Annotated in this window: 21 protein-coding genes; 10 read left to right on the top strand and 11 right to left on the bottom strand. The window is 47.4% G+C overall.

The annotated features are described in order from the left end of the window. Window positions 1–88: 88 nt before the first annotated feature. Window positions 89–1,315 carry a sensor histidine kinase gene (locus DKW60_RS15355; RefSeq protein WP_109838544.1) on the bottom strand — a complete coding sequence of 409 codons (1,227 nt, stop codon included), beginning with the start codon at window positions 1,313–1,315 and terminating at the stop codon, window positions 89–91. Next, window positions 1,312–2,034 (bottom strand): response regulator transcription factor, encoded by a 723-nt coding sequence (locus DKW60_RS15360; RefSeq protein WP_109838545.1) that lies wholly within the window; start codon window positions 2,032–2,034, stop codon window positions 1,312–1,314. Before DKW60_RS15360 ends, DKW60_RS15355 begins: the two co-directional genes overlap by 4 nt. A gap of 345 nt (window positions 2,035–2,379) precedes the next feature. On the opposite strand from DKW60_RS15360, the gene DKW60_RS15365 reads away from it, so the two are divergent. Continuing rightward, window positions 2,380–2,916 carry an RNA polymerase sigma factor gene (locus DKW60_RS15365; protein ID WP_181389729.1) on the top strand — a complete coding sequence of 179 codons (537 nt, stop codon included), beginning with the start codon at window positions 2,380–2,382 and terminating at the stop codon, window positions 2,914–2,916. A 103-nt stretch (window positions 2,917–3,019) separates the two neighbouring features. Next, entirely contained in the window at window positions 3,020–3,250 is a 231-nt protein-coding gene (locus DKW60_RS15370) for a TIGR02647 family protein (protein ID WP_109838547.1), read from the top strand. 141 nt (window positions 3,251–3,391) lie between these two features. Here the strand turns inward: DKW60_RS15370 and DKW60_RS15375 are convergent, their stop codons facing one another. The 3 genes from DKW60_RS15375 to DKW60_RS15385 form a co-directional block, all read right to left on the bottom strand. Continuing rightward, window positions 3,392–4,819, bottom strand: a complete 1,428-nt coding sequence (locus tag DKW60_RS15375) for a pyridoxal phosphate-dependent decarboxylase family protein (RefSeq protein ID WP_109838548.1) — start codon at window positions 4,817–4,819, stop codon at window positions 3,392–3,394. A gap of 70 nt (window positions 4,820–4,889) precedes the next feature. Beyond that, the gene (locus DKW60_RS15380; protein WP_109838549.1) at window positions 4,890–5,318 is read right to left on the bottom strand and encodes a hypothetical protein; all 429 of its coding nucleotides are present in this window, start codon (window positions 5,316–5,318) and stop codon (window positions 4,890–4,892) included. Continuing rightward, window positions 5,318–6,916, bottom strand: coding sequence for a S41 family peptidase (locus DKW60_RS15385; protein WP_109838550.1), 1,599 nt, complete (start codon window positions 6,914–6,916; stop codon window positions 5,318–5,320). Before DKW60_RS15385 ends, DKW60_RS15380 begins: the two co-directional genes overlap by 1 nt. 177 nt (window positions 6,917–7,093) lie before the next feature. On the opposite strand from DKW60_RS15385, the gene DKW60_RS15390 reads away from it, so the two are divergent. The 4 genes from DKW60_RS15390 (at window position 7,094) to DKW60_RS23725 (ending at window position 12,188) form a co-directional block, all read left to right on the top strand. Next, on the top strand, window positions 7,094–8,494 hold the full coding sequence (locus DKW60_RS15390) for a malonyl-CoA decarboxylase (protein WP_109838551.1): 1,401 nt from the start codon (window positions 7,094–7,096) through the stop codon (window positions 8,492–8,494). A gap of 93 nt (window positions 8,495–8,587) precedes the next feature. Next, complete coding sequence (locus tag DKW60_RS15395) at window positions 8,588–9,763, top strand: MFS transporter (RefSeq protein WP_109838552.1); 1,176 nt, start codon at window positions 8,588–8,590, stop codon at window positions 9,761–9,763. 50 nt (window positions 9,764–9,813) lie between these two features. Then, the gene (locus DKW60_RS15400) at window positions 9,814–10,704 is read left to right on the top strand and encodes a radical SAM protein (RefSeq protein ID WP_109838553.1); all 891 of its coding nucleotides are present in this window, start codon (window positions 9,814–9,816) and stop codon (window positions 10,702–10,704) included. A gap of 269 nt (window positions 10,705–10,973) precedes the next feature. Then, window positions 10,974–12,188 carry a hypothetical protein gene (locus DKW60_RS23725; RefSeq protein ID WP_181389730.1) on the top strand — a complete coding sequence of 405 codons (1,215 nt, stop codon included), beginning with the start codon at window positions 10,974–10,976 and terminating at the stop codon, window positions 12,186–12,188. Window positions 12,189–12,485: 297 nt separating this feature from the next. Here the strand turns inward: DKW60_RS23725 and DKW60_RS15410 are convergent, their stop codons facing one another. The 3 genes from DKW60_RS15410 to DKW60_RS15420 all read right to left on the bottom strand — a co-directional run bounded on the left by DKW60_RS15410 (window position 12,486) and on the right by DKW60_RS15420 (window position 14,435). Next, window positions 12,486–13,064, bottom strand: coding sequence for a putative signal transducing protein (locus tag DKW60_RS15410; protein ID WP_109838554.1), 579 nt, complete (start codon window positions 13,062–13,064; stop codon window positions 12,486–12,488). An 84-nt stretch (window positions 13,065–13,148) separates the two neighbouring features. Then, window positions 13,149–13,925 (bottom strand): class I SAM-dependent methyltransferase, encoded by a 777-nt coding sequence (locus tag DKW60_RS15415; RefSeq protein ID WP_109838555.1) that lies wholly within the window; start codon window positions 13,923–13,925, stop codon window positions 13,149–13,151. Window positions 13,926–14,018: 93 nt separating this feature from the next. After that, the gene (locus tag DKW60_RS15420; protein WP_109838556.1) at window positions 14,019–14,435 is read right to left on the bottom strand and encodes a MerR family transcriptional regulator; all 417 of its coding nucleotides are present in this window, start codon (window positions 14,433–14,435) and stop codon (window positions 14,019–14,021) included. 71 nt (window positions 14,436–14,506) lie between these two features. Here DKW60_RS15420 and DKW60_RS15425 point away from each other — a divergent pair, with 71 nt between their 5' ends. After that, a complete protein-coding gene (locus tag DKW60_RS15425; RefSeq protein ID WP_109838557.1) occupies window positions 14,507–15,145 on the top strand; it encodes a cation efflux transmembrane domain-containing protein in 639 nt (212 codons plus the stop codon). A gap of 14 nt (window positions 15,146–15,159) precedes the next feature. Here DKW60_RS15425 and DKW60_RS15430 read toward each other — a convergent pair whose 3' ends face one another. Next, the gene (locus DKW60_RS15430) at window positions 15,160–15,645 is read right to left on the bottom strand and encodes a GNAT family N-acetyltransferase (protein ID WP_109838558.1); all 486 of its coding nucleotides are present in this window, start codon (window positions 15,643–15,645) and stop codon (window positions 15,160–15,162) included. Between the two features lie 301 nt (window positions 15,646–15,946). Here DKW60_RS15430 and DKW60_RS15435 point away from each other — a divergent pair, with 301 nt between their 5' ends. The 3 genes from DKW60_RS15435 (at window position 15,947) to DKW60_RS15445 (ending at window position 17,556) form a co-directional block, all read left to right on the top strand. Next, complete coding sequence (locus DKW60_RS15435; RefSeq protein WP_109838559.1) at window positions 15,947–16,318, top strand: toxin-antitoxin system TumE family protein; 372 nt, start codon at window positions 15,947–15,949, stop codon at window positions 16,316–16,318. 1 nt (window position 16,319) lies between these two features. Then, complete coding sequence (locus DKW60_RS15440) at window positions 16,320–16,679, top strand: HVO_A0114 family putative DNA-binding protein (RefSeq protein ID WP_109838560.1); 360 nt, start codon at window positions 16,320–16,322, stop codon at window positions 16,677–16,679. 172 nt (window positions 16,680–16,851) lie between these two features. Beyond that, complete coding sequence (locus tag DKW60_RS15445) at window positions 16,852–17,556, top strand: extensin-like domain-containing protein (RefSeq protein WP_109838561.1); 705 nt, start codon at window positions 16,852–16,854, stop codon at window positions 17,554–17,556. Window positions 17,557–17,607: 51 nt separating this feature from the next. On the opposite strand, the gene DKW60_RS15450 is transcribed toward DKW60_RS15445, so the two are convergent. Both DKW60_RS15450 and DKW60_RS15455 read right to left on the bottom strand, forming a co-directional pair. Next, window positions 17,608–18,177, bottom strand: coding sequence for a sigma-70 family RNA polymerase sigma factor (locus DKW60_RS15450; protein ID WP_109838562.1), 570 nt, complete (start codon window positions 18,175–18,177; stop codon window positions 17,608–17,610). Next, window positions 18,177–18,647 (bottom strand): ArsI/CadI family heavy metal resistance metalloenzyme, encoded by a 471-nt coding sequence (locus tag DKW60_RS15455; RefSeq protein ID WP_109838563.1) that lies wholly within the window; start codon window positions 18,645–18,647, stop codon window positions 18,177–18,179. The genes DKW60_RS15450 and DKW60_RS15455 overlap by 1 nt, the downstream gene beginning before the upstream one ends. Window positions 18,648–18,743: the final 96 nt, after the last annotated feature.

The following is an 18,743-nucleotide window of genomic DNA, read 5'->3' on the forward strand; positions in this document are numbered from 1 at the left end:
TTCTAAGGTAATCGAAGGCGTACCATTTAAAGATGGAATCGAGGTAACTGAGAAAAACCGGGACGCGGCGTAGAATTCTTCTCAGACACTACTCTTGACCATAGCTCGGTGTATACAAAATTGCATTACCCACCAGATTCTGTAGCACCCGATCCAGCCGTGCAACATCGGCAAATACATTGGTCGTTTCATCGTCCATTTCAACCGCCAGATGCACGCCTTTATTATTCGCCAAACCACTCAATGAGGCATACATATCGCTCAATAAATCAGAGATACTAATCAGCTCAGGATTCACGGCGACTTGCCCGTGCTCCAGTCGTGCCAGTTCAAAAACCTCATCAATCATACCGGTGAGTTTATGGTTAGTGAACAGTGCTTTTTCTAAGAAATCATTACGGTCTGCTTCAGAGAGTTCATCGCCTCTTAGTTGCAGTGTTTCAAGATAAGCACGCATTCCTGCTAGTGGTGTGCGTAGGTCGTGGGAGACATGTGCCAAAAACTCCCGACGCATTTTGTCGTGTTTTTTCAAATAAGAAATCTGATCAACAATTTTAGTGCCCATGCGATAGAACGAGCCCCGCAAGGCCTGCAGCTCGTCATTACTTTTTGAATTGGGGTCGGGTAGTGGGTCAGAGCTGGTGAGTAATTGTTGAAAACCGGATTGCTCAAAGGCAGCGACTTCCTTATTCAATCGCACTAGAGGCCGCGTCAGTTGGTAAAACAGTAATAGGGTAGTGACCAGTAAAAATGCCAGTGCCGCAGCAATAATACTAAGGCTAATCCACCACGTTTTATTGGCATTAATCAAGCTGGCGGCATCGTCATATACTTCGCCCTGAATAATGATGTAGAGGTAAGCCAACAGCTCGCCGTTTTTATCCATAATCGGTGCAGCGGAGAAGGCTTTTTGTTTGTTCGAGCGCGGGTCATCGCCTAGCGTCAGGCGGAATTCTTTATTGTTTAAGAAGGATTTTACAGGCGCTAAATCGATATCGTGGTTGATGATTTTTTCATGAGGCGCTTTGTATTCCAGTACTTTTCCTTCGGTACTGACCACATATAACTCGGTGCCAGGATCAAGGTGCATGACTTTGTTAAACGCTTCTTTAACGTTCTCACGGTTCAACTCATCACCGGGGTAAAGCTCGATGTCATCCACCAGATATTGTGCGAGGTTCAGATGCAGTTTCTGCGCGGTTTCTTGCTGTAGTTGTTGTGTAGCATTGTCATAAACTGAAAATAAAACCGCTCCCAGAATCAGGAAAACAGTCAGCAGAATTAAGGCGAGTCGACGGTATAAGCCTTTAATCATGACTTGTCTGCCTGATCCGGATTAACGAATTTATAACCGACGCCCCACACGGTTTGTATAAAGTCACTGAGGCCATCGCTGCGTTTGAGCTTATTGCGTAGTCGGTTGATATGGGTGTTGATGGTGTGCTCATAACCGTCATGGCTATAGCCCCAAATGGCATCTAATAACTGTGATCGGGAGTACACGCGGCCGTGGTTTTGTGCCAGATAAAACAGCAGGTCAAATTCACGGGCGGTGAGCTCTATTTCGCGACCGTCTAATGAGGCCACGCGACTGCCGGAGTCCAGTGATAACTCGGCAATAATGAGTTGCTCGGATTCGGTTTTTTCAGGCTCAGCCGTGGGGGCAGCGAGTTGTGAGCGGCGCAATAAGGCTTTTACCCGTGCGGTACATTCGCGCATGCTAAACGGTTTGGTCAGGTAATCATCCGCGCCTAGTTCTAATCCAATCACGCGATCGGCTTCGCCATCCAGCGAGGTCAACATCAGGATGGGTACGGCTGGATTCTTTTGACGTAAAGCCTTACAGATATCCAATCCGTTGCAATTCGGCAGCATAATATCCAGCAGAACCAAGTCGTAATCGTGTTGCATCAGGTTCTGCCGCGCTTCTTCGCCATCGGCAAAGTGCGTGATCTGATAGCCCTGAGCTTTCATGTGGAATGTCAACATCTCTGCGATGGATGCGTCATCTTCAACAATTACGATATGGTTCATAAGATAATCCTGAGTTAATCAGACCGCTTAGTCGATCCGCTTGATGGTTACTTTGGCTGCATTATACCCTTCACCCTGATCAGCCGAGCTAGTGCTCGCTGCTTCTGCTTCGCTCAGGAGTGCGCCATTATTACCACCATGGTTAGTGCGAGCTAAATTCTAAAGATCGGAAATCACAGAAGTTTCTCAAAATTATAAACATTTCATAAACTTGTGATTTTTCATTTCGCGATAGTTTTTCAACAGAAAGTTTATAAAAAGTTTAAGAATCAAAATCACATGCTCAGTAAAGTTTCAACATCGATACAAAATGATGACTCCACTGACCGGAGTAAGGAAATAGACATGATTAACCTTGATGACTTATTAATTCGTAGCGCGCAAAGAGACCAGGCTGCATTTAAGACGTTATATAATGCAACCTCGCCAAAGCTGTTTGGTGTGTTGGTGGGAATGATGAGAAATGAGTCTCTGGCTGAAGAGGTATTGCAGGATTCTTACCTGAAGATTTGGGAAAAAGCTGAAAAATACCAATCCAGCAAAAGTGGTGCCATGACATGGATGCGTACCATTGCTACTAACACCGCTCGCGATAAACTACGGGCACTTAAGGTGCGTCATTATCAGGATGAATGTGGTGATTACATTGAGAATATCGAAGGCTCTGAGGCATCACTGGATAATCGGTTGAGTATTGATAATGAGTTGTCACGTGTGTCAAAGGCGCTGAAAAAGCTTAAAGCGCCACATCGTGAGTGCCTGATCCTTTCTTATTATCACGGTTATTCACATGCGGAGTTGGCGAAGAAGCTGAATTTACCGTTGGGTACGATTAAGACGTGGATTCGTTTAGGCCGAGAAGAGTTGATTGCTGCGGCATAAATTTTGGTAATACTCGTTGTTGAGAAGCAAGGTTTTGCTGATAAATTCCAGCGTGTCGGTTATGATGAAACTTCGTACCAAACCGAAATGAAGAGGAATCTGTATGCTTTCAGCTGAACAATTCGAAGAGATCAAACTGTTAAACCAATTTAATCTTGAATCGACTGCGATTGGTATAAAGGTACACACTGGCGAAGCGTCTGATGACACAGTGTCAGCGGCAGCCCGACTGTTTGAGAAAGGCCTGACGGATCATGTTGATGGTGGTTATTTAACATCACGCGGTATTGAAGCTGCTGAACACGCACAGAGTTTAGTGCGTATTCTGGGCTAATACACTGGGCTGCAATAGCCTGATTTGACTGACACTGAGCGCAGAGTAGCCAAGCCTCTCTGCGTCAGATAAGCATTTTCCAGACTCTGCTGAGTTCTGATATTCCTGCCTGTTATTGTTAGCCTTCCCAACACCAACGAATTATTGAGTATTGTGTTTAAGTAGCTCGATCAGCTTTTCAAGGTGGCTACGTTCGGTTCCTTCCACACCAATGGAAACCCTGACCATCCAGCGTCCATCCAACACCGAAGGCGACATAAAGGCCTCTCCGGAACTATTGATTATATCCACCCAGCTCAGCGTGTATTTATCCAGTGCATCACCACTTAATAACTGACCATCGTCATCCATCGGCGTATGTCGGATACAGACAGTTTGCAAGTCAACTGGTGCTAACACTTCCCAGCCCTCCATGGACTCGATTTGCTGCTTAAACCACTGTGCATTTTCTAAGTCACGACGCATGCGCTCACGAATTGCATCCGGCCCGTCAAGACGAAGATGGAACCATAGTTTTAGTGCGCGGAAGCGACGCCCTAGTGGAATGCCCCAGTCACGGTATTGGACAACTTCACCGTCCGCAGTGGAGCGTAAATAACTCGGGTTGGTAGACATAACGCGCTCCAAATGATCGACATCGCGCACGTACATCAGTGCAGTATCCAGAATCGTGCCCATCCATTTGTGCGGGTTCCATGCTACAGAATCGGCTTTTTCCACGCCGTGCCAAAGGTGGCGGCACTCCGGAAGCAACATCGCTGACCCTGCCATTGCTGCATCGACGTGTAACCAAATATCTTCGGCATTAGCGATATCAGCAATGGCGTCGATTGGGTCCATAGCGGTTGTGCCGGTTGCGCCCACGGAACAAACAATCCCCGCGGGTATATTGCCAGCTGAACGGTCTTCGGTAATTGCTGCGGCCAATGCTTCGGGCTTCATAGCGCGGGTATATGGGTCTTCGTCGATATAGCGGAGATTGTCATTACCAAAGCCTGCCAACTGTACCGCTTTGGCTATCGAGGAATGGGCTTGTCGGGTGCTATAAATAATGAGCGGAGCAGAGGAGGCGGGTAAGCCGCCGTGGTTTTTGCTGAGACCACTGGCCTTTTCACGCGCCAATATCATCGCAGTAACACAGGCTGTTGAGGCAGTGTCGTGAATCGAGCCATGCCATGCTTCACTCAGACCCGTCAGTTGGCGTAGCCAGTCACAAACGACTTGCTCAACTTCAGTCAGCGCGGGGCAGCTTTCCCATGAAATTCCTAATGTGCCCAGTCCTGAACTGGCGATATCACCAAGCACTGATGACAGCGAGGCATTGGAAGGAAACCAGCCATAATGCATAGGGTGCTGCACTTGGGTCACACCGGGGACAACGATATTTTGCAGATCACTCAGGACAGTCTCAAATGACTCCGGCGAGTCCGGGGCAGTCTTCGGTAAGGCATCACGCACTTCATTAGGCTTGACCTGTGCGCGTACCGGCAGGTCCGGAACCTGTTCTCGATAGTCAGCAATCCAGTCAATGAGTTCGTGGCCGGCTTTACGGAATTCTTCAGGAGTCATGGCTGTGCCTCAGTCAGTGTTGAACGTATCACGAATATATTAACAATTAATTGACTGAGGCTGTGAGAATTTAGTTAGATGACTGGCACTTTAATCCTTGGAGTGGATAGGTTTTTGCTGTTTTTTCATACCGCAATAAACAGTTTTCACCAGCTCGGATAAGACTAAAACGATGAATCTCAGGAATACCCATCAGGCGTCCATTTAACCCCGGCATACCCTGTGGATTATCCGTATTGCGCTGCAGGCGGTGTTGGCTGGATTGGGTAAATACATCCGGCGCTAATGTGACTTTGGTGCCATTGAGTGCTAGGCTCATCGCGCTTGATAAGATGCGTGTGTTGTTAGCAGAGAGTGCAGCAAGCACAGCAGGTCCTGACGATGTCTGATTGGACGATTGACAGCGGCAGCCTTGTGTTTCCTGCGTTGTTGAGGTGGCGGCACAGGCACTTATCATGCTTGCAACACTCAGTAAGCAGAGGTTGAATAAATATTTCATCACTTAGCTCCTGCGCGTAGATTGTCCAGCCAAATACGCTGTTTTAGCTCACGCTCAATTATCCTCGGGTCATTGCGTAAATCGTTTTTCTGAGAACTGTTTCTTTGTGCCACCCTGATCACAGAGACGGGTGGGCAGCTACCGTCAACACGATAATCCAGTGCGGCTTTGAGCATTGCTTCGTTTTCTTCGCCAAGTGGCGTTAACAGGTCATCGGCAACTTGACAACCGATAATGCGCTCACCCACGGTGGTACTGACGTTTTCAGGTGAGAACCCATCGGCGTAATCACCAAAACCTTTGTCGTTTTCACCTCTGAACTGAATGGTGGAGTAGGTGGTGCCGCAATTGTCTGTGGAGTAGAAACCATAAGGTTTACCGCAGGTGGTATCGCCAATCAGGACGACATCAACATCAATTCCACGCAAGCCATTAATTAAGGATTCACTGGCCGAACAGGTGCTGCCAGAGGATAAAATGAAGACACGATTCAAATTCACGGAAGGCAAAGGCTGTCCGGCAGATACAGAAAAACCTAGGCTTTCGTTCACAAAGGGGTAATTCGAAATTGCCTTGCCGGTGACGGGATTGATGGCTGGGTGCTTGTCATTAAAGACGGTCCTTTCAAAGGTTTTGCCGTCAGTCAGCGTGTTTCCCGCCACCATGTAAGCCAGTTGCGCAGAGATTGCGAGGTAACCACCGCCGTTGTAGCGCAAGTCAATCACCAGATCACTGACTCGCTCTTCTTCCAGTGTCGTGAAGGCATCGATAAGGGCAGATTCAGCTGTAATATTGCCAAAGGTATTAAAGGTCAGATAGCCAACTTTTCCGTCATCTGTCTCGATGATACGGGTATTCTGAACAGGGGCGGTTGTGACGACCTGAGAGGTCAGGTTGATGGTGCGTGTGTTAGTTTCACCCACATGTTGCACAACGAAGGTATGAGTCTCACCGTTTTCCTCAGGGTACAAACCACCATTTAAGGTGTCGATATCGCTACTGTCTTCGAATGACTCACCGTCAATCATGACAATTTCGGTACCGCGTCGAAGTCCTGCACGCTCAGCGGGTGAGTTCGGTTCTACATAAGCGACTCTGGCCAGTCTTGGCGGTGAGGCCTCCAGAAGCTTAAAATGTGCACCATAACTTGCCGATGCACCACCGGAGCGTAGTTGCTCGTATTCTGCGGTGTCTTGTGTGTAATGGAATTGGTCGCGATAAGCGCCTGAGTCGGTGGTCGCGGTGGTTCTTAGTGTGCCGAAGTAACTGATAGGGTCGGCAAACAGTGAGATGTCCTGATCAACAATCTCGTCATACCACAAATACGTATTGTTGCTCCAGGCGCGCAACCAGTGCATTTCATGCAATGTAGAGCCGGCCTGATCGGCGTAATCATCACCATTTAAATCTTGTCCGATGCGTGGGTTCTCACAGCGGTTTTTAAACTGACTAGCCTCTTCAAAAACACCTTTAGTCCAGGTTGGTGGTGTGTTATCGAGTGCGGCATCACCCGCAGAATTCGAGTCCCCGCTGCTGCCGCAAGCGCTCAGTGTTAGTGTGATAATCCCCAGTAAAGCTGCCTTTGAGAGTTGCTTCATATTTGTGCCTTTTATTATTGATTGCATGCCGGTGCAATGTATTCGCATGGTAGCAAGGCATTGAAAATAAGTCTGTAGTCTATTTGCGGGATAAGTCCGGGGGAGGGTCGTCTTAGTTTTGCTCAGGCTGCTCAGGAATCATTTGCCCGTTATCAAGGACTGATCTACTCTTTAAACATGAGTACAAATCTTACATCAGCGAATCTTTTGGATCGCACATTATTCAATCTGCAATCGGTGTGGCAGCAGATTAATATCCTTAAATCCGATAACGTAAAGCTAGGCCCTGACTTGCCGGATGCGGACATCGAGCCATTACGCAAGCATATGCACAGTTGTTTGGAAGGCAAGGGTGGTAACGTGTCAGCCCGGGCGCGTGCGGCTAAGCTGGGGGAAGCTTATCTGTGCTTGAATGATACCGGACGACTGCGTTTTTTGAAGCTACTGGCGGAGGACTTTGGGGTTGATAACACCATTATAAAAGCACTGGCAGAACAGATTATTCATCCGCCTGAAGGAACCAATATTCCCAAGCTGCACCAGCAAATGCGCAATGCACTTCGCCCGCCCGGACTCGAGTTATTGATGCAATTTAACTCGCTACCTAGTGGTGTAAAGTTCTTAGTCGATTTGCGGGCAGATATGCTGCGACTGGCGGATAAGAATGATCCGGAGCTGCGGGAGCTGGATAAAAGCCTCAAGGATTTATTGCGCTCATGGTTTGATGTTGGCTTTTTGGATCTGGTGCGGTTGTCATGGTCGACACCGGCAGATGTACTGGAAAAACTCATTCACTACGAAGCGGTTCACGCAATTCGTTCGTGGGACGATCTTAAAAATCGTCTGCAATCAGATCGCCGATGTTTCGCTTTTTTTCATCCCAGAATGCCAGATGAGCCGCTGATATTTGTGCAGGTGGCGTTGGTGAAAGATCTCTCTGGCAATATTCAGGAGCTGTTGGATGAGTCTGCACCACTGATGAATCATCAGGAAGCCAATACCGCGATTTTCTATAGCATTACCAATGCGCAATTGGGCTTGGCTGGCGTGGGGTTTGGTGACTTTCTGATTAAGCGAGTAGTGGCTGATTTGAAAGATGAGCTACCCAATATTAAGACCTTCTCGACACTATCGCCGATTCCCGGATTTATGCGCTGGCTGGATCAATTATCGGATGCGGATCTACTCACAGATAAGGAGCGGCAGGCGCTGAATAAGCTTAATCTTGAAGCTTTTGGCGGGGTTCGTGAGACCTTAAAACGTTCTGACTGGCATCAGGATGAGGTGCTTGCTGAGGCAATCAAGAAGCCAATGATGCGCTTGGGAGCGCAGTATCTGGTGCATGAGAAAAAGCGCGGACGTGCGCTAGACCCCGTAGCGAACTTCCACCTGAATAACGGTGCACGTGTGGAGCGTATAAACTGGCTGGCAGATATCTCTGAAAAAGGCATGCGCGAGTCTGCCGGGATGATGGTGAACTACCTCTACAAGCTGGATGAAATCGAATCCAATCATGAGTTGTATCGGGAAACAGCGGTTGCCAAAGCCTCAGGTGTGGTGATGAACGCGATGAAGTAAGTGTTTAACGCATCAAATCAATCGCAGTTCCCGAAGTTACTTATACCGATTAGGCCAGCAGCTGGCTGTCCTTGTAATAGTTGAGAGATAGCCATGGTGAGTCAGCAAAAAGCGCTGGATGAGCGCGCTTTGAAAGCGGTCGCAGTACAGTTTTTAATTAATGGCACGGTAGTGGCCTCGTATATTCCACGATTACCAGAGATTCGTGACTCGCTGAATGTTGATCTCGGTACCATCGGGCAGATCCTGACGATGGCCAGCTTGTTTGGTTTGTTCGGCAGTTGGTTATCCAGCAAAGTGGTGACACGCTTTGGCACCAAACAAACCATGATTGTCGGCACCATCGGGCTGATTCTGACACTCCCTTTTATTGCCTACGCCTCAGCCGTGTGGTCATTACTCTTGGTGCTGGGTCTTATCATGATGCTAGACCCTGTGGTTGATGTGGCGATGAATATTCAGGGCTCCAATATTAGCGCGCGACGTCATACCCCTGTGATGAATCGACTACATGGCCTGTGGAGTATTGGAACGGTTGTGGGGGGATTGCTGGCGTCCCTGATGGCAGCGATGTTGATTCCTTTGCACTGGCATTTGATCGGAGCCTCCTGTTTATTATCCGGTGCATTGTGGTATGTGGGGCGTGGTTTGCTGGATTCTGATGAGGTTGAAGCAGCAGGCGCTGAGCAGTCAGAGGTTAAAGCATCCCGCAAAGCGCAAGTACCGACCTCCTTATGGTTGTTTGCGATATTAGGTGCGGTGATGTTGGTACCGGAAGTGGTTGGAAGCGACTGGGCTCCGTTTCGTGCCAAAGATGACTTACACACCTCAGCCGGTGTCGCGGGCATGGCGTATGTCGCGTTTACAGGTGGCATGGTATTCGGGCGTTTAACCGGTGACTGGCTCAGCGCCAAACTGGGTAAAGCGATGCTGCTGAATTACTCGGTAGTGACCTCAACGATTGGTTTATCGATTGCCTGTTTGATTGATGTGACGCCTCTGGTGTTTATTGGATTGGCTATCGCTGGTATCGGTGTATCCGTACTGTTTCCAACGTTGTATGACGTCGCTGCACAAGACCCACACCGCCCTGGCGCAGCCTTGGGCGCACTGACTGCAGGTTCACGTGGCATTATGTTGATTGCACCGATTGCCATAGGCTTTCTGGCGGATACTGATGCACTGTCGGTTGGTGGAGCCATGGCAATCGTGGCATTACCTTGCTTATTTATTGGTGGTATTTTGGCGCGTAAAACTCATCCTGCTTAAGTAAGTTAGGGTGGTATGATGTGACTCTGTTTTTATAGTCAGATAGCCACATGTACCCAATTAATTACATCGAGCCAGTATTCCGTCCACCCAGTGAAGCCTATTCACTGATCTTGCAAGTCACCAATGGTTGTTCGTGGAATAAGTGTACTTTCTGCGATATGTACACAGCGGATCAAAAGAAATTCCGTCCTAAACCGCAAGCTGATATTGATCAGGAGTTGCAGGCGATTGCCGCCAGTGGTGAGCGTGTTCGACGCGTGTTTCTGGCCGATGGCGATGCGGTGACGTTGTCATTTCGACGCCTCAAAGCTATTCTTGAATCCATCCAAAAATACCTGCCGAATGTGCAGCGTGTTTCCTCCTATTGCCTGCCGCGAAACCTGAAAAATAAAACCGTTGAAGAGCTGACAGAGTTACGGGAATTGGGGCTGTCGCTAATGTACGTTGGTTGCGAAAGTGGTGATGATCACGTACTGGCAGCGATTGAAAAAGGCGAGACGTTTGATAGCTCTCTGGAAGCGCTCAAGAAGATCAAACAAAGCGGCATGAAAAGCTCGGTGATGATTCTTAATGGCATGGGTGGCCAGCGCTATAGTGAGCAACATGCACTGAATTCAGCACGACTCATGAATGAAGCGCAGCCGGATTACTTAGCGACATTGGTGGTGTCATTTCCAATGGGTATGCAACGGGTGCAGGCTGGTTTTGACGGGCAGTATCAGGAATTGGAAAAGATGGATTTGTTCCGTGAAATTCAGATGATGCTGGAGCAACTGGAGCTGGAGAAAACGATTTTCAGAAGTGATCATGCCTCGAATTATCTGGTGCTGAAGGGTGTATTGAGTAAGGATAAAGACAAGCTGTTGCAGATAGTGAATCAGGCGATTACTGCACCGGGTAGTGTGCGGTTAAGGGCGGAGTCGCAGCGGGGTTTGTAGTTAGCCTTGAATAAATAAAGCGGATTTTTTGAAAAATTAGAATGTTTCTTTACTATATTAATTTGTACTTATAATAATTAAAAGTATGTCAATATATATATTTTAAGACTCAAAAATAACTCTTTAAAGTTATTGATTACTTGCTGAGTTTAGATGACTTAAAATAACTTATTGACGCCTTGTATTTAATTAACTATGGTGTTCTTTGATGGTTAAATCAACAATGTGGTTTTTATTATACTGAACATCGTCTTGCGGGGAGCATATCAATGTATAGAAAAATTCTTTTGGCAACATCACTTAGCTTAATGCTTGCAGCTTGTGGGGGGGATGACTCACCTTCAACAGATACACCGACACCTAACCCGAGTACCGATACGGGCAACGATACAGATACAGATACAGGCAACGATACTGATACGGATACAGGTAACGATACTGATACGGATACAGGTAACGATACTGATACGGATACAGGTAACGATACTGATACTGATACTGATACGAGCACCGACGCAGATACAGATACAGATACAGATACAGATACAGATACAGATACCGGCACCGATACGGATACTGTAACTGCTACAGGTGTTTACAAATGTCCTGCTACTGTGGAAACAGATGAAGACTACGACGACTCATTCGTGCTGAACAGAACTGCCGATCGCGATTGGGGAGTTGATCAAGATCTAGCTTTCCAGTTACTGGTAACCGACTATACCGTCTCTGATATTGCTGCGCAGTACAATGCAGCAAGAGCCTTGGACAGTACGATCAATGAAAAACTAAAGATGCCAGAGCAGGCGGAGTGGGACAACATGTCCTCTTCGGCTAAAGCGCTCTACTTAATCAATAGCGAACGTTGTGCTAGAGGCATATTGCCATTTAGTGGAATAGCTCCAAACTTAGTAAGCTCAGCAGAAACCTATGCGGCAGAACTTGGTCAAACCAGAGTCTTAACTCATGGGCCTGATGGAAGCGTGGAAGCAAGGTTAGTCGCTGCAGGTGTCAACGCAGATACTGGCGGTAATGCTGACTTTACACTAAAGTCTGAGAGTCTGGGACAACATCAGGCCAATTCAAATGGTACTAGTTACTTAACATTACATGAGGTCGAAGCCAGGGTCGTTTACGATTGGCTGTATGATGATATCGAAGATCAAGGTGATGGTTATGGGCATCGTGAGCATGTCTTATTGAATGGTTATGAAGAAAATAGTGGAGAGTCTGGAGCAGAGGGTTTGTTGGGATTTGCTAAGCATGTAATAAACTTTGATCAAACAAGTGACGGCAACACATTTAAATTTAGTGAAGCCTGGACAGTTATGCACAGTTTTGATCCTAATACATCTTACGATCTGAGCGCAGTAACAGCGGCTCCCGCTTTAATGGGGCCTGAAAGTCAAGCAGATTGCTTGAGTGGAAGTAGCTTTACAGAGAGTTTGGACTCTGATGGTAACAATACCTCAACCTGTGACTAGTTAGTGCTGTTTATGAGCAAATAAAGTTGTTCATAAACCCCTAGCAACTTAAGAGCCCCTCCATTAGATTGGAGGGGCGTTTCTATTTGATGTGTACAAAGAAGAGATTAGGGTGTGAGCTGTTATTAAGTGTTTAACCAGCACATAATTATTAATGATTAAGTTTTTGTTGCTTTACTGATCAGTAAGGCCCATCAGGCTTTGGCAGTTCTTCCCGTGGCACGCCTTCATAGGGATTTTCATACTCGTATTGCTCCGCTTCCTCCCAATCAGCCGGTGCTTCGTCTGAGTAAAATATCATGTCAGAGCCGTTCGATCGTGTGAGGTAATTGCTGTAGTTGGAGCCAGAAAAAACAATACAAACACCATGAACATTGCAAGTAGTAGCGACAGTACGAAGACAATACTTCGGCTAGCGCTTGAGAAGACGCCCTTGTCAGACCTGAAAACATGACCACAGTCATCACAGCTGTAATAGCGCTGAGAAAAGGCAAGCGGTGATTGGAAGAAATAAAGCACAATCAACGATAAATTGCGCATCCACTCTAGTTTGGAAATCTTATAGCTATCACACTTTGGGCAACGCATCGGTACTTCGGGTATGAAGTCGGCTGCTACTGCTTCCGGTAATGCTTCACTGTCGAGTTTGCTAATCTGATATTCATCGTTATCGGTAAGCTCAAGAATTTCTATGGCCTCATCAACAAAGGCTTCGGGGACACTTACTTTAACCCCGCCGAGCTCTGAGGAAAGAAACCAATCCATTGTAATGTACTGATCGTCTTCAAGAGTGGCAGGTATACCTTCCGCTTCCAGCCTGCCTTTGACGATGTGAGCATCCATCGCCACAGTATGTGTGGATACAACAACATTCATAGCGATACCTCCCTGATGCCTTTAAAAGTCGATCTATTTTGGCTTAAAATATACACTAAAATCGGTGGTTTATGAATGATGAATTTATTGCGCAGGTGGCTTAAATGCCAAATAAGCATCCATAAAGGATGCCTCCTGAACCGGTGACTTCTCTATTTTCTCAAACCCGGCGTTGCGCAACATTTCAAACAACTCTTGTTCATCAATAGGATAATTATGGGCGCTTATTTCTGTTTCTGTGTTACTCAATAGATTGTTGATCACATCGATTGTGGTGCGCAGCTGCGTTTCAGGGTCATAAGAAACCGTCGTTTTGACCTTGAAAGTCAGGCTATCCGTTCCTGTCATGTGATAAGGTGTCTCAGGCTTTGCTTTCTCTGGTGTGGGTATATCGATATACAGAAAACCGCCCTCAGCAACCTTGCTAAACATACCATCCAGCGCCTGTTGCATCGCTGATAATGCGGTGGTACGGTCAAGTGGCGCGTCATCGCAATACGCCCCTGAAAATAACAAGGAGTTACCACGGCATAATACAGCGTCGTAACTATAAGGAACGCGCATCGGCAACTCATGCCAGCTTGATAAATACGTCGGAATCGTCAGCTTTTCTTCTTTGCGCCTGGCATTAAAAAACGCCAGCATGTCAGGGGAGCCATCCGAGTAGCTGATATTCAAACCTTGTTGTTTAAATTCAATTGCGGGAAACCCCGTACCGCCAGCGCAATCCAGAACCATCTCCACATCATGCGACTTGAGCAGATCTGCCAGTACTTGTGCGTAGTCACTGCCCCACAGCTCTCGCGCCCGATAATCCCATTGCTTAGCGAACTCTTGCAAACTACGTCGTTGGTCGCTCATCCGTGATGCTTCCTCTTGGTTCGGAAGGTAGCAGTCTAGCGTTATTAATGAGCAATCCCTAGCGATAGCCAGCCAGATAACGGTATTGTAATACTAATGCTCCGAGGTGCATTTCCCATGATCACTCAATGCACTGAGTACATAACAATCACTGACCATGCCATCACCGTGACAATGGTCGGTGATTCTCTGTAACTCCACTTCCAACCGTTTCAGGCTGGCGATTTTGTGTTGTGTATCCAAGAGTTGTTGACGTGCAATCTGACTGGCCTCGGCACAGCTTTTATCCGGATGGTGGTTCAGCTCAATCAATGCACCAATCGCCTCGATGGAAAACCCAAGATCCCGCGCATGTTTGATAAATTTCAAACGCTCCAGAGAAGCCTCACCATAGCGCCGTTGGTTGCCCTCGGTACGAAACGGTGGGTCGATCAAACCGATCTGTTCGTAATAGCGAATAGTGGGTACTTTCACCCCTGCTTGTTTGGATAACACACCGATAGAAAACATAAAAAATCTCTTGAAGCTCTAGTCACTAGAGAAATTATACTGGGTTCATACATGAACAAAAGAGGTATGTGATGTCTGGATGCTGTGGCCAAGATGCCAAGTTTGAGGGAGTCTCCGAGGATTACAAACGGCGGCTATGGATTATTATTGCAATCAATGCAGTGATGTTTTTTGTGGAAATGGGGGCAGGGCGTCTGGCGCAGTCACAGGCTTTGCAGGCGGATGCATTAGACTTTCTGGGCGATGCGCTGACTTACGGTATTTCACTGGCTGTGATTGGTGCGTCGATACAAGCCCGAACCAATGCCGCCTTGTTTAAAGGGATCAGCTTGCTGGCAGTGGGAGTATGGGTGTTTGGCTCCACGATTTACCGGCTGTTTTACAGCGGTGTGCCGGAGGCTGACATTATGGGCTGGATTGGCTTTTTAGCGCTGGTGGCGAACCTTGTTAGTGTCATGCTGCTGGTGAAATATAAAGACGGTGATGCCAATGTGCGCTCGGTGTGGCTGTGCTCGCGCAATGATGCGATTGGAAATGTCGCGGTGATGCTGGCAGCGCTGGGCGTATGGGGTACGGCGACCATGTGGCCTGACTTGTTGGTGGCTTTTATTATGGCCGCGCTGTTTTTGTCATCGGCGTATCAGATTTTACGGCAAGCGCTGGAGGAGAGACGTGCTGAAACAGCGCATTGCCATATAGACTCGAATTAGCGCGATAAAAATCGCTAATCTTCGCAGTATTTCAAACCTGCTTTGAGCTCCTCAAACATCAGGTAATCCGTTTCTTCCATGCCTAGAGCGCTATACGTTTTCTGGGCATTTACATTGTCCTTCTCGACATACAAGCGGAAGCCACACACCGACGGATCATTTGATGCGATCTGTTTTACCTCGTCATACAGCGCCCGATAAATCCCCTGACGACGGTGCGATTCCAGAATATAAACACTCTGCACCCACCAAATCACCCCATTACGCCAATCACTCCATTCGGTTGTGACCATGAGCGAACCAACGATTTCTCCCTCACTCTCAGCAACCAAGTAAAAGCCATGAGCGGGGTTGGCGATCATAGTGTTTACTCCGGCTAAAATGACTTCAGGCAGTAGTTTTTTATGCTCGGTTTCAAAAGCCATTTGGCGGTTGAAGTCGGCGATGGCAGGCGCATCCGGAGTCTGCGCCTGACGAATAGTGACGTTTGCTGTTGGCATGAGGAGCCTATGTGGTAGTAATTCTCAGAGCCAAGAATGCTACACTAAATTCGCCTTACAAACCTTCATGCGGCCTAAATACCTCATAGTGAATTTGCTCGTCGCTCACACCTAAGCCATAGTAAAGTCGGCGATTGTTAGTATCAGTGCGTAGCAGTTGGGGGAGGGGCTGCATCGGATGAGGTTGCTCAGAGTGTGCGGATATTGCTGGAAGCGTATAGCTGCGTAGATATTGGCTCGTATGAAGTTACTATATCATGCTATGATTATCATCTGCTGATACTAATGCGAATTGGAATATATGCCCAACGAGAACGACAAAGGCTTAGAGACCCTACTCGATCTAAATGGAGTAGTCATTAGCCAAGAAAAGGGCTACTGGGTAAAGTTTGTGGTTTCAATGACAGATGTAACAAAAGAGCGCCCTCATGGACTGAGTTATAGCCTTACTCTTCATGAAAAATACGGCAAACGTGTAATGGGCTATGACAATGCACATGCAGTGAAGCTACCCAAAAAGTACAAATATTCCGGCCGTATCACCGAGTATGATCACCACCATCGTCATAGTTTAGATAGTGGTGTTCCATATGAATTTAAAGATGCCTACCAGCTTCTTCAGGATTTTTTTGAAAAAGTTGATGAGATCATAAGTAATGATCAGGAGAAGTAAAATGGATACCAATAAAGCAATACGCATTGGCATTATGTCTCAGGAAAAAATAAGAGAAAGAATGCTGAACATAGCTAGGGGTGTTTATAAGCCTGACCCTAGTGAACCCAAAATATGGTTTACGTCGATGCGTTCTTTAGCAGAGGTTTTGAGTGATGAAAACCGCGCATTGTTGCATATCATAAAAGACACAAAACCAAACTCAATCAAGGAGTTGTCTGAGGTGACAGGTAGAAAACCCAGTAATCTGTCTCGCACATTAAAAACACTATCAAACTATGGAATAGTTGAGCTGGTAAAAGAAAGTAAGCAGGTGAAACCGATAGTCAATACGGTTAGTTTCGAAATACTGGCGGCATGAACATAGTTCTGATCGCTTATGTCGTTCTTATTGCAGTGAGGCGTCGTAGCTTGAACAAGCTCAGAGACAAACAGTTGAGCGAATTTCATGGCAAAAGACAGGAGTTAGAGAGATTGAGTGCTAATGAATCAGATGTTAAATAACTGTTTACAGTAGGTCAACAACACACAGCATGGCATTACGCAACTCAGCGAAAACACTGATATACCTCCTCTTTATGGGACTAGTCACTGTTTTTGTTCACCAGTTACTCATACACCCCAATACACCACTCCCCAGAGCCTGGAACCCCACAAAACCGCTGCTAATTTCGGACTATGCCACGGCCATTACGCCATTCAAATTAACAGGAGCAGTAGCGCAAAAATCAAGTTGCCTAACGGCTTTGGGTACAGGCAGTGTGCGCTTCACCGCCTTGTCAGACTTGGAAGTCTCGGACAACTGCGGCATTGAAAACCGCGTCAAACTGTCACGTGTTGGCAGCGCTGCGTTGAGTCCTGTCGAAACCTCCTGTCCTGTCACACTGCGCACCGCCATGTGGGAGCAATACAGCTTGCAACCCGCCGCAAAAGCGCATTTAGGTGCTGGAATCAAAGAGATTCTGCATTATTCCAGTTATAACTGCCGACGTATTCGTGGTTCCAGTAACCGTTGGAGCACGCATGCCAGCGGTGAGGCCATTGATGTCGCGGGGTTTGTACTAACCGACGGGCGCACCATCACGTTACTCAAAGACTGGGACAAAGAGCCGGACTTCTTTAATGCGATTAAACAGGGTGCCTGCCAATGGTTTAAGACCGTGTTAGGGCCGGATTATAACCGCCTGCATCGGGATCATTTTCACCTACAATCCGTCGGACGTGGCACGTGTCGGTAGCGCGTAAAGTCACGCTGACTGGCTAAACCAAAACCGCAGAATGACCTCAGACTAGCAGCGAGAAGGTGAGTGTTTAGGCACAAAGTCCTCCACCATTCCCGCGTCTGTTGCCTCAATATCGCAGCACACCAAGAGTGACTTCTGCAATAACTGCCGACCCCGAACCACTCTGCTTTTCATAGCCGATAACGAAACGTTCTGAGCGGTTGCTGCAGCTTGCAAACTCTGTTTTTCAAAATCCACCGCGACCACCGCATCCCGATAAATCGCGGGCAGTTGTTGCGCCATCGGTAACAAACACATCGCCAAAAAATGGTGTGCATCGTGGCTTTCATCGTCCGCTTGCAAGTCTTCGGGCAACTCAAACATGGCGCGTCGGCTGCGATAGTAATCCACCACCGTATTGCGAGTGATGGTGAATAACCAGGCGGAAATATTGTCAGGCGGCATGCCGTCACCGTGACTGGCAACCAATGCTTTCTTAAAGACCTCCTGCAATAAATCCTCAGCGTCCGACGGCTCGCTGACTTTGCGGTTAATCCACCCCAGCAACTGCTCGCGCATCGCTTGATAAGCCTCCGCCAGTGCTTGTTGGTGTGGGGTGGACGACTGACAATTCATTAGCAGCAACCACCTTGGCTCGCCGGACTTTGCTGAGGTGCGTCGTTTGCAGTGGAGGGCGTGCAGCAAACCGTGTTTTGTTCTATATGTGACGCGTTGTAAGTCGGGCTGTCTTTCATCGACACAAAGTGCTCCCAAGGAATGCCGGATGGATCAGCCAGCCAGTACTTTTGACTGTGCGCGTAGCAGCAAACGTCTTGCTCCGTATCCCCCAAGTCACTGCCCATCACCGCTGCCTCCTGGTTTTTTAATACGGATAACTCCTCCTCAGTATCAACCTGTAAACCAAAATGATCCACCCCTGCGTTCGGACTGCGCGTGGAAATGGCAAAGTTGATGCGCGGATCATCCAGCATCCACTTGGCGTAATCGTCTTTGACTTTGGTTGGTTCCTGACCGAATAGCTTACTGTAAAAATCGATATTGGCTGCGAGATCAGCGACTGCGATATGGGCGTGAAAACGTTTCATGGCTTGCTCCTTTTGGGTTGTTAATTATAAAGACGGAGCAGGTGGGGGAAAGTCGCAAGGTTTTTTGGATGTTGTTATAGCTTTGTAAATCAACGT

Source organism: Leucothrix pacifica (genome assembly GCF_003172875.1).
Taxonomy (GTDB): domain Bacteria; phylum Pseudomonadota; class Gammaproteobacteria; order Thiotrichales; family Thiotrichaceae; genus Leucothrix; species Leucothrix pacifica.

What these genes read in the sequence shown, in the direction of transcription:
- DKW60_RS15355 (WP_109838544.1), bottom strand. Translation starts at nt 1,315, where the DNA reads ATGATTAAAGGCTTATACCGTCGACTCGCCTTAATTCTGCTGACTGTT.
- DKW60_RS15360 (WP_109838545.1), bottom strand. Translation starts at nt 2,034, where the DNA reads ATGAACCATATCGTAATTGTTGAAGATGACGCATCCATCGCAGAGATG.
- DKW60_RS15365 (WP_181389729.1), top strand. Translation starts at nt 2,380, where the DNA reads ATGATTAACCTTGATGACTTATTAATTCGTAGCGCGCAAAGAGACCAG.
- DKW60_RS15370 (WP_109838547.1), top strand. Translation starts at nt 3,020, where the DNA reads ATGCTTTCAGCTGAACAATTCGAAGAGATCAAACTGTTAAACCAATTT.
- DKW60_RS15375 (WP_109838548.1), bottom strand. Translation starts at nt 4,819, where the DNA reads ATGACTCCTGAAGAATTCCGTAAAGCCGGCCACGAACTCATTGACTGG.
- DKW60_RS15380 (WP_109838549.1), bottom strand. Translation starts at nt 5,318, where the DNA reads ATGAAATATTTATTCAACCTCTGCTTACTGAGTGTTGCAAGCATGATA.
- DKW60_RS15385 (WP_109838550.1), bottom strand. Translation starts at nt 6,916, where the DNA reads ATGAAGCAACTCTCAAAGGCAGCTTTACTGGGGATTATCACACTAACA.
- DKW60_RS15390 (WP_109838551.1), top strand. Translation starts at nt 7,094, where the DNA reads ATGAGTACAAATCTTACATCAGCGAATCTTTTGGATCGCACATTATTC.
- DKW60_RS15395 (WP_109838552.1), top strand. Translation starts at nt 8,588, where the DNA reads ATGGTGAGTCAGCAAAAAGCGCTGGATGAGCGCGCTTTGAAAGCGGTC.
- DKW60_RS15400 (WP_109838553.1), top strand. Translation starts at nt 9,814, where the DNA reads ATGTACCCAATTAATTACATCGAGCCAGTATTCCGTCCACCCAGTGAA.
- DKW60_RS23725 (WP_181389730.1), top strand. Translation starts at nt 10,974, where the DNA reads ATGTATAGAAAAATTCTTTTGGCAACATCACTTAGCTTAATGCTTGCA.
- DKW60_RS15410 (WP_109838554.1), bottom strand. Translation starts at nt 13,064, where the DNA reads ATGAATGTTGTTGTATCCACACATACTGTGGCGATGGATGCTCACATC.
- DKW60_RS15415 (WP_109838555.1), bottom strand. Translation starts at nt 13,925, where the DNA reads ATGAGCGACCAACGACGTAGTTTGCAAGAGTTCGCTAAGCAATGGGAT.
- DKW60_RS15420 (WP_109838556.1), bottom strand. Translation starts at nt 14,435, where the DNA reads ATGTTTTCTATCGGTGTGTTATCCAAACAAGCAGGGGTGAAAGTACCC.
- DKW60_RS15425 (WP_109838557.1), top strand. Translation starts at nt 14,507, where the DNA reads ATGTCTGGATGCTGTGGCCAAGATGCCAAGTTTGAGGGAGTCTCCGAG.
- DKW60_RS15430 (WP_109838558.1), bottom strand. Translation starts at nt 15,645, where the DNA reads ATGCCAACAGCAAACGTCACTATTCGTCAGGCGCAGACTCCGGATGCG.
- DKW60_RS15435 (WP_109838559.1), top strand. Translation starts at nt 15,947, where the DNA reads ATGCCCAACGAGAACGACAAAGGCTTAGAGACCCTACTCGATCTAAAT.
- DKW60_RS15440 (WP_109838560.1), top strand. Translation starts at nt 16,320, where the DNA reads ATGGATACCAATAAAGCAATACGCATTGGCATTATGTCTCAGGAAAAA.
- DKW60_RS15445 (WP_109838561.1), top strand. Translation starts at nt 16,852, where the DNA reads ATGGCATTACGCAACTCAGCGAAAACACTGATATACCTCCTCTTTATG.
- DKW60_RS15450 (WP_109838562.1), bottom strand. Translation starts at nt 18,177, where the DNA reads ATGAATTGTCAGTCGTCCACCCCACACCAACAAGCACTGGCGGAGGCT.
- DKW60_RS15455 (WP_109838563.1), bottom strand. Translation starts at nt 18,647, where the DNA reads ATGAAACGTTTTCACGCCCATATCGCAGTCGCTGATCTCGCAGCCAAT.